Origin of the sequence: Saccharothrix luteola (assembly GCF_020859565.1) — a bacterium.
GTDB lineage: Bacteria > Actinomycetota > Actinomycetes > Mycobacteriales > Pseudonocardiaceae > Actinosynnema > Actinosynnema luteola.
In genome coordinates this window covers 39305-53144 of record NZ_JAJHUO010000009.1, presented here as the reverse complement: position 1 = coordinate 53144, position 13840 = coordinate 39305, and the positions used below count along the sequence as shown (strand labels likewise).

General features: G+C 71.5%; 8 protein-coding genes. 3 read left to right on the top strand and 5 right to left on the bottom strand.

The genetic code is table 11. The annotated features are described in order from the left end of the window. Positions 1-5: 5 nt before the first annotated feature. Complete coding sequence (locus tag LNK82_RS14525) at positions 6-1022, top strand: hypothetical protein (RefSeq protein WP_230567498.1); 1017 nt, start codon at positions 6-8, stop codon at positions 1020-1022. On the opposite strand, the gene LNK82_RS47680 is transcribed toward LNK82_RS14525, so the two are convergent. Both LNK82_RS47680 and LNK82_RS14515 read right to left on the bottom strand, forming a co-directional pair. Beyond that, on the bottom strand, positions 979-3153 hold the full coding sequence (locus LNK82_RS47680) for an ATP-binding cassette domain-containing protein (protein WP_230567497.1): 2175 nt from the start codon (positions 3151-3153) through the stop codon (positions 979-981). The genes LNK82_RS14525 and LNK82_RS47680 overlap by 44 nt on opposite strands. After that, positions 3150-4970, bottom strand: a complete 1821-nt coding sequence (locus tag LNK82_RS14515; protein WP_230567496.1) for a serine/threonine-protein kinase — start codon at positions 4968-4970, stop codon at positions 3150-3152. The genes LNK82_RS47680 and LNK82_RS14515 overlap by 4 nt, the downstream gene beginning before the upstream one ends. A 301-nt stretch (positions 4971-5271) precedes the next feature. On the opposite strand from LNK82_RS14515, the gene LNK82_RS14510 reads away from it, so the two are divergent. Beyond that, positions 5272-5664: a hypothetical protein gene (locus LNK82_RS14510; protein WP_230567495.1), complete on the top strand. Its 393-nt coding sequence runs from the start codon at positions 5272-5274 to the stop codon at positions 5662-5664. Between the two features lie 7 nt (positions 5665-5671). On the opposite strand, the gene LNK82_RS14505 is transcribed toward LNK82_RS14510, so the two are convergent. Beyond that, a complete protein-coding gene (locus LNK82_RS14505) occupies positions 5672-8476 on the bottom strand; it encodes a tetratricopeptide repeat protein (protein ID WP_230567494.1) in 2805 nt (934 codons plus the stop codon). Positions 8477-8705: 229 nt separating this feature from the next. On the opposite strand from LNK82_RS14505, the gene LNK82_RS14500 reads away from it, so the two are divergent. Continuing rightward, the gene (locus LNK82_RS14500) at positions 8706-10193 is read left to right on the top strand and encodes a hypothetical protein (RefSeq protein WP_230567493.1); all 1488 of its coding nucleotides are present in this window, start codon (positions 8706-8708) and stop codon (positions 10191-10193) included. Between the two features lie 12 nt (positions 10194-10205). Here the strand turns inward: LNK82_RS14500 and LNK82_RS14495 are convergent, their stop codons facing one another. Further along, a complete protein-coding gene (locus LNK82_RS14495) occupies positions 10206-10790 on the bottom strand; it encodes a TIR domain-containing protein (RefSeq protein WP_308257217.1) in 585 nt (194 codons plus the stop codon). Positions 10791-10977: 187 nt separating this feature from the next. Next, positions 10978-13836: a tetratricopeptide repeat protein gene (locus tag LNK82_RS46730; protein ID WP_308257212.1), complete on the bottom strand. Its 2859-nt coding sequence runs from the start codon at positions 13834-13836 to the stop codon at positions 10978-10980. Positions 13837-13840: the final 4 nt, after the last annotated feature.

The window sequence follows — 13840 nt, the reverse complement described above, 5'->3', positions numbered from 1 at the left end:
GCGCCATGATCGAGAACGCGGTCGAGCAGCTCGTCATCGAACTCAAACGCCTGCGGCAAAGACGCGGGCTCGACTCGCCCGACCTGACCGACGCGATCGGCCACGCCCTGGCGGACAGCCTGGGGCTGGACCTGCGAGGAGGCCCCGCGCGGCTCAGGGAAGTGTTGCGGCACAAGCTGACCGAGCTCGCCGAGCAACTGCCCGACGAGCCTCGCCGGGCGGTGCTGATCGCTTACGGGCTCACCGCGGAGAGCGCTTCGACGACGGTCTTCACGCAACGGGCGAAACTGTTCGCCGACCTGATCGACCGAGACCCGAGAACTGCGGTCAGGAGGATCGACCAAGCGTCGCGGATGCTGGCGAAAGCGATGCTCGCCTTACGTCGCGCACCCGGCGACGAACACTCCGCGCCACCCTGGTTCACGACGTCACTGCACACGTCCGTGGTGCTGGACAACGGACTGCCCCAGATCTACGAGAAGCGACGGATCGTCGTATCGGCGGACAAGCTCGAAGAGATCGAACTCCAGGCGTCGGTACCCGTGCCACCGGACTGGAAAGGGGGCCTACCGCCGGAAAGCACGCACATCGAGGTGCTCCATGGCGGAACCCTCCAGGCACGACGGCGACGGTCGAGCGCACGTCTGGGCTACGTGCTGCGGCTGCCGCACAAGCTGCCCCGGGACGCCGAGCACGAGTTCTTCCTGCGCTTCCGGTTCACCGAGGAGAACTCGATGCGGCCGTTCTACACCTGCACCCCGGTCTTCCCGTGCGCGCTGTTCGACCTGCACGTCAAGTTCGCCCCCGAACGCGTCCCCGACCGGATCTGGCGGATCACCGGCCTGCCGCAGTCCGAAGTGGAGGATCAACTGGCGCCGCGCGAGCCCGTCAAGGTGGACGCCTGCGGCGAGGTCCACCTCAGGTTCACCGGCCTGACGCCCAACCGGTCCTTCGGCATCGCGTGGTCCGAGGACGTCCTCAGCGAGGACGAAGCCGCGTCAGGCGCCGCACGAGCAGTCTGAGGTGCACCGCCGCCGGGAGGACCGTCAACGCGATCGCCAGCGACCACCACCGCGGCTCGTGACGCCACAGTGGATCGTCCGGCACACCCGGCACCGTCGCCAGGACGTCGGAGGTGGACGCCCCGGCCGCATAGCCCCACCGGGCGGGCGCCAGCCACGACAACTGCTCCAGGACCGGACGCCCGGTCACCGGGATCATGCCGCCGCACAGCACCAACTGCGCCATCACCACCACGACCAGCACCGGCATCACCTGCTCCGCGGACCGCACCAGCGCCGACATCAACAGCGCGAAGACGCAGGACGCGAACGCGGTGCACCACACCCCGACCGTCAACTCGAGAACGGGGGATCCCAGCAGCACGGCGCCCGCGGGCCCGGGCTTCGCCGACACCGTCCCGACCACCAGCAGGACCGACTGCACCGCGGTCACGACACCGAACACCGCCACCTTGGCCGCCGCGTACGCGCGCGGGCTCAGCCCGGCCGCCCTCTCCCGCAGGAAGATCGACCTCTCCGCCACGATCTCCCGCGCGCCACCGGCACCGCCGACGAACGCCGCGCCCACGAACAGCAGCACCAACACCTGCGTGGGCTCGCCGGGGTCGGCGGGTCCGGGTGGCCCCAGGCCCGCCGCCCCCGGCACCGCCAGCACCAAGCCCGCGAGGACCAGCGGCATCAGCAGGAGGAACGCCGCGTACCCGGCGTCCGCCGCGATCAACCGCCAGTGCCGGACCACCAGGGTCGACGCCTGCCGCAGCCACGAACGAGCGGCCGTGCGGGGCTCCGGTCGCCGCGCGGGCACCGCGGACGGCGCCGACGCGACCACGGGGTCCGGCGGCGAGAACCGCGCCGCCTCCTCGAAGATCTCCGCCCAGCCGACCGACCCGAACTTGACCATGAGCTGGTCTGGCGCTCCGAGGAAGAACGGCACGCCGCCGGGCGCCAGCACCAGCACCCGGTCGCACAGCCCGAGGTTGTCCGTGCTGTGGGTGACCACGACGACGGACCGGCCGGCGTCCGCGATGCGCCTCAACGACCCCATGATCTGCTTGTCCAGGTTGGGGTCCAGCCCCGAGGTCGGCTCGTCGAGCAGGATCAGCGGGGGCGAGGTCAGCAGCTCCATCGCGATCGACACGCGCTTGCGCTGACCGCCGGACAGGTCGCGCACCTTGGTGCGGGCGTGCTCGGTCAGCCCGAGCTGGTCCAGCGCGTCGTCCACCACCCGGCGCCGCTCCCGGGCCGACGTGTCGGCGGGCAGTCGGAGCTTGGCCGTGTACGACAGGACGCTGCGCGCCGACAGCTTCAGGTGCAGGACGTCGTCCTGCGGCACCACACCGAACCGGGTGCGCACCACGGGCTGGTCGTGGATGTCGAGCCCGTCGTAGGTGACCCGTCCGGAGGTCGGGGCCAACTCCCCGGTCATCACCTTGAGCAAGGTGGACTTGCCCGCCCCGGACGGGCCGACCACGGCGACCAGCTGCCCCGGCCCGACGTCGAGCCCGACACCGGACAGCAGCGGTGTGCCGCCCGGCAGCCGGTACTCGACGTCGTCGACCACGAGGTGCTGGTCCACCCGCGGCACGAGGCGCAGCCCCGCGGCGGTGACGACCACGTCGCTGGAGCCGAACGTCAGCAGGTCGCCACCGCCGACGAGCGCCTCCCCCGCCGCCTCCAGACCGTTGACCAGCACGGGGTTGCGCCCAGCCAGGTCCGTCACGCGCCACCCGGCACCGGTTCGTCGCGCGACGGCGTGGTGCCGCGACACCGTCGGATCGGTGATCACCAGGTCGTTCTCCGGCGCTCGCCCGATGCGGATGGTTCCCCCGGGCGCCACGCCGTCGACCTCGAGGACGACCTCCACCACACCGGCGAGCCGTACGACCGACACGTCCGCGACGCGGTGCTCGGCAACCCTGGACCCGCCGAGCCACGTGCCGCCGGGGGTGCCCTGGTCGCGCGCCACCCACTCGCCGTCGAACTCGACGCGCAGGTGGTCGCGGGACACCTCCGGCGCGTCCAGCACGACGTCACAGTCGGGACCACGCCCGATGCGCACCACGGCGTCGGGGCCGAACCTCCACCGCCTCCCGCCGACGCTCACCACGAGCGCCGCGCCCGCACCGCTCACCTGCTCGTGGAGGTGGTCGTGGTCGACACCGGAGCCGACGGCAGCCCGGACACCGGGACCTCGCCGGCCAAGCCCAGCAGCCTCGCGCTGCCGAGGGCCAGGGTGTTGTGCTCGTTGCAGGTCGTCCGGTCGAGGAACACCCACTGGACCTTCAGCCGCAACACGTCGGTCAGGTCGACGTCGAAGTCCACCACGCTCCCGAACTCGACGGTCTTGCTGTCCAGCAGTCGACCGTCCCCGAAGAGCTCCACCTGCGCCTTGGCCTTGGAGTACGCGGAGTTGTCGCTGAAGCCGGCCGACGCGACGAGCCGGCGGAACCCCTTGGACAGGTTGTACTCGACCGAGTTCGCCTCCCCGCACTCGTAGAGGGTGCCCGTGCCCACCGAGTGCAGGTACTGCTTCCCCGCCATGCCGACGACGTATCCCCCGCCGTCGTCGTCCCAGTCCCCGGTCGCGGGCCTCAGGGCGTCGAGGAACACGGTGACGGCCGGGCGCGCGACCACCAGCTTCACGTTCTCGCCCACCGGCTGGCCCGAAGCCGGTTCCTGGTGCAGCACCTCGCCGTCGGGGTGCTTCTCGTCGACCTGCTCGACGATGTCGACCTTCATCGACTTCGGCAGCTTGTCGCGCGCCTCGCCGAGCTTCAGTCCGACGAGGTCGGGCATGGAGGTGAGGCGCACCTCCGAGGCCGTGGTGGTCGCCGTGACCGACCTGCCGGGCGTCCGGTCCACGCCGGTCGCGCCGACCTCCGCCGACGTGGTGGTCGGGGCGGGGCCGGCGGACGTGGCACGGCCGGCGAAGGCGTAGTAGCCGCCCGCGCCCAAGCCGGTCGCGAGCACCAGGCCGGCCACGGCCAGGGGCAGCCTGCGGCGTCGGGGGCGCGGACCGGCGGTCACGATCGCGGCCGGGTTCGGCCTGAGCACCGTCTCGTTGGTGTTCCCCTGGTCCATCGGCATGGCGGGCGGCGGCACCTCCAGCTTCGGCGCGACGGGCGCCTGCTCCTGCCAGAGCCGGTGGGTGAGGGTCGTGAGCACGGCGGCGACGTGCTGGGCGGACTGCGGGCGTGCCGCGGGGTCCTTCCGCAGGAGTTCCCAGATGACGTCCCAGAGGGCGTCGGGGACGCCCGCGGGCCGACCGGGCAGCAGTTCGCCGTGGGCGCGCAGGACCTGGAACATCGAGGCGCCCGCGAACGGGGTGACGCCGCAGCACAGCTCGTACAGCACGATGCCGAGCGAGTAGAGGTCGGTCGCGGCCGTGACGCCGCGGTTGTCCACGATCTCCGGTGCGATGTACTGCGGTGTGCCGGCGAGCAGCGTGCTGTGGCCGACCTTGGTCTGCCCGGTCATCGTCGCGACGCCGAAGTCCGTGAGTCGCGGGACGCGGGTTCCCGTCGAGACGTCCATCAGGACGTTCTCCGGTTTCACGTCCCGGTGCACGAGGTTCGCCAGGTGGACCTCGTGCAGCGCGGTGGCGATGCCCGCCCCGATCCGGGCCACCTCGGCGGGCAGGATCGTGCCGGCCTCGACGAGGTGGTCGCGCAGGTTCCCGCCCTCGACGAGGTCCATCACGATCGCGGCGGTCTCGCCCTCGATCACCAGGTCGTGCACCGCGACCAGGTTGTCGCCGCGCAGCGCGGTCAGGATGGACCTCTCGTCGAGGAACCGCCGGACGAACTCCCGGTCGTCGACGAGCTCACCCCTGAGCAGCTTGATGGCGTACTCGGTGCCGTCGTGGTCCGCACCGCGGTACACCTGCCCCATCGCGCCGGAGCCCAGGAGCTCTCCCACGACGTACCGGCTGCCCAACGCCCGCCCCATCTGCCGCACCTCTCGTCCCGCCTTGGCCCGAACGCCGTGGGCCGACCGCGCCGACCCCTCGCCGGCGACCAGATCAGCGAACTCCGCAGCGGTGACGAGGTAAAGGACAACGCCCTGACGACAACACCCCAAAAAATGGACAAACCCTATTTTTGCGGAGCCGTCGCACAGCCCGGCGACGACCCGTTATCGAACGGAGACGAAATCCGTCGATCGACCTCCCGTAACGCGCCGTCGACCCTCTCCGACATAGCCGGCGAATGATGTCCGCAGCCCGTGGCACCGACGGCTTGGAGGATCTGTGGCCGTATCACCGAGCCTGCTCCTGGACGAGCTCAAAGCGCTGTGCCGAGGCCGTGGCGTGGAGGCGCCCGGCCTCGACGCCCACCTCGGTCCCGCGTTGCGCGAGGTGTGCGGCGTGGAGGACGAAGACGGCGCCGAGGTCGTGCGGGAGAAGTTGTCGGTCTGGGCCCGCGACCTCGCCGGCGGGCTTCCCGAGGACCTGCAACTGGCCGTCGTCGTCCCGCTCGGCCTGCACCCCGATGCCCGCTACCCGTTCCTCGCGCGCCGGGTGGAGTGGTTGGCCGACCGGGAGAACCGGGATCCGCGCACGATCCGGCGCAGGGTGGGTCACGGCCTCACCCGCCTGGTCGAGGCGGCGTCGCACCCGCGCGTGGTCGAGCGCGCGGGCTGACCCGTCGTCACGGTTCCCGCTTCCGGTCCAGCAACCGGACGAACGCGAGCAGCACCACCAGCACCCGGCGGGGCAACAGCCCGTAGAGCGTGGTGACCTTGGCGCGGAAGGCCGGTTCGTGGAACCACCCGTACTGGCGGTGCAGGTTGCGGGCCGCCTCGAAGACGTGCGGGCGGCCCGTGACCTCGTCGCCCTCCAGGATCATGGCGAACCCGAGGTCGAGCCGGGTGACGAGGGTGTCGAGGTGGTCTCGCCCGATCGTGGCGACCCGCCGCGGCAGCAGGTCGGCGAGCAGGTCCCGAGCTTCCCCCGTCTTCCCCAGTTGCAGCAGGGCCTGCGCCCTGCCGTACTCCGCGCGCTGGTAGAGGGTGTGGTCGCGCCCCAGCACCCGGTCGATGCGCGGCAGCACGTCGTCGGTGAGGGCGCGGACCACGTCGGGTTGTCCCCGGTTCACCATCGCGAGGCACTCCGCCACCGCGAACTGGAGGGTGAGCGGGTTGTCCGGACCCAGCCGTCGCACGTGGTCGGCGTGCAGCGCGCTGACCTTCTTGGCCGCCTGGTCCCATTCCTCCTCCCGCATCCCTCCTTCCGTCAACGCCACCTGCAACTGCGCCTCCGCGTCGAGCGCGGTCGCCTCCAGGTACGCCGGGTGCTCGGTGGCACCGACCTCGGCGAGTGCCGCGAGCAGCCTCCCGCTGGTCCGCCGAGCCTCGACGATCTCGCTCAGGGCCAGTTCCAGCCGGGTGCGCTCGATCATCGCGGCCGGCCACGGCCCGGTGGGCAGGCGGTCGTGGGGCAGCAGCGGGAGCAGCTCCACGACCTCGTTTTTGGCCTCGCGGATCGCCCCGCGCAACCGCAGCCTGGTCACCTCGCCGAGCCGCACCAGGTGCGCCTCGTGCTCCGGCAGCCACGACGGAACCCTGCCCGGCGGGAAGACCTCGTCGGCGTCGTCGTAGTGGCCGGCCTGCTCGTGCACCCGTGACAGCAGGAACCTGGCGCGGTAGGCCGCCCTGAAGTTGTCGTCGTGCTTCGCCAGTTCCAGCGCGGACGCGGCGCGGTCGCCGGCGACGCCGTAAAGCCCGGCCCCGAGAGCCGTGCGCCCGGCGAGCAGGAGGTCGTCCACCCGGGCTTCGGCGCCCACGGTGACCAGAGCGGTCGCCGCCTCCTCCGCCAACACGACGTCACCGTGCGACGAGTGGAATTCGGCGACGGCGCGCAGCAACACCGCCCGCTGCCTGGTCGACACGGCCGAGTGGTCCGCCAGCACCCGTGCGTGGCGGTGCGCGTCGGCGGAGGACAGGAAGTCCGGCAGGACGTCGGCGAGCCGGACCGCGTGCGCCCCGAACTCCTCCGCCGGGACCTCGCGCCGGACCGCTTCCGCGACGAGCGCGTGCACGCGCCAACTCCGCGTCCCGCCGCGGACGCCCACCCGGTCGAGGCGCTGGACCAGGCTGCCGTCCTCCAACTCCGCGAGGGCCATCGGCACGTCGACCGCCAGTGCGCGTTCCACCAGCGCGACCTCGAACGGCGCCTCCGACAGCACGGCCGCCGCGGCGAGCACCGTCCGAGCGGTGGCGCCGACACCGCGGACCCGGGACCGCAGCGCGTCGACCACCGTCACGGCCACGGCGTCGAGCCGTTGAGTGAAACGGTCGTGTCCGCCCGACACGTCCGTCCTCAGGTCCACCGCGGTCGCGGACAGGACGAGCGGGTGCCCCCCGCAGCGGCGCACCATCCGCGACAGCGCGGCGCGCTGGTGCTCGTCCAGGTCACCCCAGTCGGGGCGGAACAGCTCCTCCGCCTCGACGTCGGTCAGACCCGGCAGCTCCACGACCGGACCGCCCCACGTCGGCACCACCTCCTGCGTCGTGATCACCACGTGCGCGTAGGGCGACCCGATCACCAACCGGTGCAGCACCGAGGCGTCCAGCCCGGCCGGCACGTCGTCCACCACCCACAGCGTGTCCTCCCGGGCGTCGTTCAACCGTCGCACGACCGCGCTCACCACCCGGTCCGGTTCGACGCCGTCGAGGTTGAGGCCCCAGGCGTCGTCGGCGGTGCGGCGCAACGCGGAGACGAACTCGCCGTGGACGTCCTGCGCCCCGCCGAGGTCGATCCAGTGCACGCCACCGGGGTAGGCGGAGTGGAACAGGAACGCGTACTGCTCGGCCAACCAGGACTTGCCGGTGCCCGTGAAGCCCTTGACCACGACCGCGCTTGCGGCGGTCGGCGCATGGACGCCGCGCCGGTTCTTGGCCTGGAGCGCGCTGTGCACCTGCCACATCGAGGGATAGCGCCCGACGAACCTGCGCGGCCGGTGCATCCGGGCGGGCAACGGCGTCGTGTCGACCCCGCTGCCGGCGCCGATCGGCTCCGACACCGCAACCACCTTCTCGCGCGCCCGCGCCACGAGCCGGTCGAGGTCGACGTGCCCTCCGCGCGCCGACAGGTGCACGGCGTCCTGCAACTCGATCGGCTGCACGTGCCCCTCGTCGTGCCCGACGTTGACCACGAGTACCCGGTCGCGCGGGTCGCCGAGCCGTTGCCCGGCGACGAACGCCCTCGTCAGCTCCCACTGGCACGCGTAGCGCGTCGGGTACCGGCGCGAGTAGAGGGCCAGCAGGACCTTCGACGAGTCCAGCGCGGCGAGCAGCTCCTCGGTGATCGGCTGGAACTCCCGGACGTCCTTCTCGTCGCGGAACACCCGCAGCCCGCCCCGGCCGAGAGCCCGTTCCACGCGCAGCGCGAGGTCGTACTCGCTCCACGAGTAGCTCAGGAAGACGTCCCACGTCGCCTTCGCCCCGTCACCCATCCGACCCCCTCGCGCGTCACCGCGGAAGTCACCGATCATCCACCCGACGAGCGGGCGCGGACCACGCCAGAAAGAAGACAATTCATCGACACGACGCGGATCACGACAATTCCCGGTCATTGTGTGGACAGGTGTTGCCCGCGGACCGCCGCGTGCTCCGACAGAGACTACCGTCGGGTCGCGGTCATTCGGCCGGCGAATTCATCCGCGATGCATAGGTGGGCAGCCCGTGGACCACGAACGCTCGTCCCAGCACGTCGAGAACAACCAAGGTGGCTACGTCTTCGCGAACCAGAACGGTCAGCAGTCGATCTACATCGACTCGATGAAGGACCACCTCCAGAACGGCCTGATGGCGCTGAAGGGCGGGATGTACGCCAAGGCCGTCACCGAGTTCGAGGAGTCCCTCAGCGACGCCCGCAAGGCCGGGGCGGAACGGCTCACCGACGCGGCGCACGACCTGGCGCTGGGTCACTTCTCCGCCGCGCTCGCGATGCTCGGCGGCAGGCCGCCGGGCGACCGCGTGCCCGAGGAGATCGACCGGGTGGAGAACCACCTCGAGCGAGCCATCGGCTACGCGGACCCGGTGATCACGCACCAGGCCACCGTGCTGTGGGCGCTGGTCAAGGACGACTACTACACGGCGCACGGCATGGTGCCCCGGCCGCCGACCGCCGAGGTGATGGCCGAGAGCGTCCACGGGCTCGGCCCGTCCGACCTTGAGCCCCTGCTCACCCACGTGGGGCACGTTCGCGGCCGGACGTGGCAGGTGCTGGCGGCGCGTGCCGCCGAGTTCGGCCTGCGGCCCACCGTGGAACAGGTCGACCGGCCGGTCGCGCGCAAGCACGACCCGAAACGCCGTGAGCAGGTCCGCAAGTACTTCATCCCGACGCCCGCGGAGCGCAGCCCCGCGGTCCACTCCACCGCGCTGGGTGTCGCCGCGGTCCTGGTGGTGGTCGCCCTCGCCTTGCAGAACTTCGGCACCGTGCTGTTCCTCGTCGCCGCGTTCTTCCTCGGTCGGTGGGGCTGGCGGAAGTACGGCGAGTACCGCCGCTACCTCAAGCGGCGCGCCGAGGCGCTGCCCAAGCCGTCCGACGCGCGGATGGACGACTGGCTCAAGGAGGACGTCGAGGCGTTGCGCGACAAGGCCGCCGATCAGGTGCGCCTCAACCCGCGACTCAAGAAGGACGGCGGGGACCTCGTCTACCCCGTGCAGACCGTCGTCGGCCTGCCCACCGGTGAGATGAGGCAGGCGTTGCCCATGCGGATCATCCGCGGCGACGACAAGAGGCTGCGGGCGGACCACTACGACGTGCTCACGCTGTTCCTGACCAACGACCTGCTGAGCGTCTACCGCTGCCTGATCGACTTCCACACCGGCGAGCCGATCTACGAGGAGGTCACCGAGCGGCACTACCGCGACATCGTCGGCGTGACGTCCAACCGCATCCCGGTGCCGCCCCACGTCGTCGAGCTGTTCAAGTCGATCGACGAGCTGATCGCCGAGAGCGGGGAGGAAGCCGTGGACGACCGGAAGTACGCCGACCTCTCGTTCGCCCAGACCTTCTCGCTGTCGATCATCAGCGGGGAGAAGTTCGAGATGAGCACCGGCTTCGGCAACTCGACCGACGGCACCGACGAGATCGCGTGGACGAACAACGGTCCGGCGCTCGACATCATCAAGAAGATGGTGCGCGCCAGGCACAGCTCCACGTGAGGGTCGCCGCCGTCACCGGTAGTGGATCGTCTGCTCCCCGCCTTGGTTGGCGAACACCGCGCCGCTGCCGTTGGACACGACGTTCTGCACGTTGCCCGACGGCGGCTGCGGTCGCGGAGCCGCCGGCGCGGGCCGGCCGGCGGGCGACCGCCCCGCCGGCCCGCCGCGTAGCGTCGCCAGCAGCGACTCCGCGCCCTCTTCGGTGAAGCTGTCGACCACGTAGTGATCCGCGGTGCGGGGTTGCAGGAACAGCGGGATCTCGTCGACCGCGCGACCGGGCAGGACGACCGGCAGGATCCGCCGCGTCCACATCGGACGGTCTTGTTGCAGGAGTTCGCGCAGCACCGTGGCCTCCGCCTGCGCGCCGCGGTTGCGCTCCGCGGGCACGCGGCCGTCCGCGGCCCGGCGGAAGTCCGGTGACGCGATGGCGAGGACGAAGTCGGCTTCCGGGATCTTCTCCAGCGCCCACCGGTACCAGTCCTGCCGCACCGGTGGCTGCCCCTGGTCGAGGCACACGTCGACGCCCGCGGACTCCAGGAAGGTGCCGAAGTCGAGCACCTGCCGCTTGTGGTGCGGCGAATCATGCGTGTAGCACACGAAAACGGAGGGCTGCCGACCTGTCACAACCACTCTCCCGGTCCCTCGGCGCACGATCTTCGACCCGGCGCTCGTCCGATCGACCCTAGCAACGCGGTGCGACCTCGAAGCCGAACGCCGTCGACTGTCCGGGAACTGTCGTTGAACCGTCAGGTCACGGTCCGGTGGGTGGCCGTCGACGCGACCGTCACGGCCCGAGCAGCCGCACCAGTCGGTGGAGGGTCCGCAGAGCGGGTCCGGGCAACATCCCGAACGCCGTCGCGAGGTACGCCTGCATGGTCGGCTCGTGCGCCCAGCCGAACTGGCGTCGCAGACCGCTCAACGCCTCCGCCATCAACGGTCGTGCCTCGGCCGGCTCCCCCATGGCGGTGAGGCACACCCCGAGTTGGAGCCGGGTGACGAGGCTGTCCACGTGCTGACGCCCGAGCGTGGCCACCTGCCGGGGCAGGAGTTCCCGGTACACGGCGATCGCCGGCGGCATGTCCCCTTTCAGCTGGTAGCTCGAGCCCACGTGGAAGCGGGCACGGTGCGCCAAGGGGTGGTCGGCGCCCAGGACCCGGACGATCCGCGGTTCCAAGCGCCCGAGCAGCTCGCGCGCTTCGTCGATCCGGGAGTTGTCCAGCAGCGCCTTGGCCTCCAGCACTGCGGATTGGAGGGTCAGCGGGTTGTCGTCGCCGTAGCGGTGCGCGTTCTGCGCGTGCAGCGCACTGATCTCGCGGACGGCCCGGTCCCACACCTTCCTCCGGCTCGGCATCTCCCGGAAGGCGACGTGCAGCTGAGCCTCGGCGTGCAACACGACCGCCAGCTGTGACCGGGCGTGCTCCGTCGCCTTCTCCTTCCGGTACACCTCGACGAGCTCCGCGCTCGTCCTGCGGGCTTTGAGGACCTCCCCGGCCGCGAGCTGCAGTCGGGCCAACTCGATCATCGCGTTGGACCAGGCGCCGTCGAGCCGGTCGTGGCGGGTGCCGCTGGGCAGCCGCGACACGAGGTCCGTCGCGAGGTCCAACGCCTCGCCCACCTCGCCGCGCACTCGCAGGCTCACGACCTCCGCGACCTCGACCGCGGCGCGCTCGTCCTCGGGCATCCACCGGGGAGGGCCGGCGGCCCGCCGAGCCCGGGGGTGGTGCCGGTAGACCTCGTCGGCCCGGTCGTACCGGCCCAGGTGGTCGCACGCCTGCGCGGTGAGGAAGCGGGCCCGGTACTCGGCGCGGAAGTTGTCGTCCGCGACTGCCAGCTCGCACGCCCGCAGGCCTCGGTGGTACGCCACGTCGAAGTGCCCGGCCTCCAGCGCGGTCCGGGCGCCCAGGAGCAGGTCGTCGACACCGTCGAGCCCCGCCGCCCGCTTGACGTCGAGCAGGGCGGTGGCCGCGTCGTCGGCGGGCAGCGGGTCGGCCCTCTCGCGGTGGAACCCGGTCACCGAGCGCAGGAGGCGTACTCGCAGGTCGGTCGGGACCACGTCCAGACGGGCCAACTCCCTGGCGTGTCGGTACGGTGCCTCGTTCCCGGCGTCGCCCAGGACGTCGAGCAGGACACCGGCGACGGTTCGCCTGCACGCGTCGAGCACGTCGACCTGCACCTCGTGGCGCACGGCCTCCACCACGAGCATGTGGACCTGCCAGCTCTGCGGTCCCACCACCCGGCCCACCCGGTCGAGCCGCTGGATCAGGCTGCGGTCGTCCAGCACGTCCAGGGCACGCGACACCACCGACTCGGTCTCGGCGCCGAACGTGCTCATCAACGCGCGCACGAGCAGGTCCCTGGTGAACGGCGCCGCCGACAGCACGGTCGCGGTGGCCAGGACGGCGAGGACGTCGGCCGGCAGTTCCGCGATCCGCAGGCGCAGGGCGTCCACGACGGTTCCCGACGCCCGGTCGAGCGCGACCGCCACGTGGTCGTCGCCGGCGCCTTGGCTGTTGCGCAACGAACCCGAGGTGGTCGCGAGCACGAGGGGGTGCCCGCCGCACCGCACGACCAATCGGGACACCGCCTCGCGGTCCGCCGGCGAGAGGTCGATCCAGTCGTAGTCGAACAGCTCCTGCGCTTCCAGCTCGCTCAGCCCGGCCATCTCCACGACCGGACCACCCCAACCCTCGACGGACTCCCGTGACGTGGCCAGGACGTGCACCCGGGGTGAGCCGACGACGAGCTCCTCGAAGACCTCACCGGTCATGCCGGGAGGGAGGTCGTCGACGATCCACAGCACGTCCTCCCCCTCGTCGGTGAGGTGGCGCGCCACCAGAGGCCGCAGGCGCGCCGCTTCGACTCCCTCGACGTCGAGCCGCAGGTCGTGGACCGCCACCTCCTTGAGCTGCGTGCCGAACAGGGACACCGCGTCCTCGGCGCGCGCCGCGCCGGACAGGTCCGCCCAGAAGACCCCGCCCGGGTAGGCGTCCTGGAACAGGAACGCGTACTGCTCGGCCAACCAGGTCTTGCCGGTGCCGGTGAAGCCCCGCACCACGGCCACGCGTGACGCCACGGGCCTTCGAACGGCTCGCGCGTGACCGGCGCGCAATTCGCTGTGGGCACGCCACATCTCCCGGTGACGCCCGACGAACCGCCTGTTCCGCAACACGCGTTCGGGCAGGTGCGGCCGCCGGGTCGAGCGCGACGCCCCGATCGGTCCGTCGCCGGCCGCCAGCTTGGCCTTGACCCGGGCCACGAGCGCAGCGGCGTCGAGCCTCCCGCCCGGCGCCGACAGGTACCCGGCGTCCTCCAGTTCCAGCGGTTCGATGTGGGACTCGTCCGGCTCGGGGTTGACGACGAGCACCCGGTCGCGGGGGTCACCCGCGCGTTGCCCGGCCAGGAAGGCCCTCGTCAACTCCCACTGGCAGGCGTAGCGGGTCGGGTAACGCCTGGAGTACACCGCGAGCATCAGCTTGGCGTGGTCGAGCGCGTCGGCGAGCCTCTGGGTGATCGGGTCGAAGGTGCCGATGTCCACGTCGCGGAAGACCGTGATACCGGCGCCTTCGAGCGCCGACTGGACCTGTCGCGCGAGCGCGAGGTCCGACCACGTGTAGCTGAGGAAGACCTCTGCACCAACGGCCACCGCT

Excerpts from the sequence above, each read along its gene's own strand:
- LNK82_RS14515 (WP_230567496.1), bottom strand. The coding sequence starts at position 4,970 with ATGGGGCGGGCGTTGGGCAGCCGGTACGTCGTGGGAGAGCTCCTGGGC.
- LNK82_RS14525 (WP_230567498.1), top strand. The coding sequence starts at position 6 with ATGATCGAGAACGCGGTCGAGCAGCTCGTCATCGAACTCAAACGCCTG.
- LNK82_RS14505 (WP_230567494.1), bottom strand. The coding sequence starts at position 8,476 with ATGGGTGACGGGGCGAAGGCGACGTGGGACGTCTTCCTGAGCTACTCG.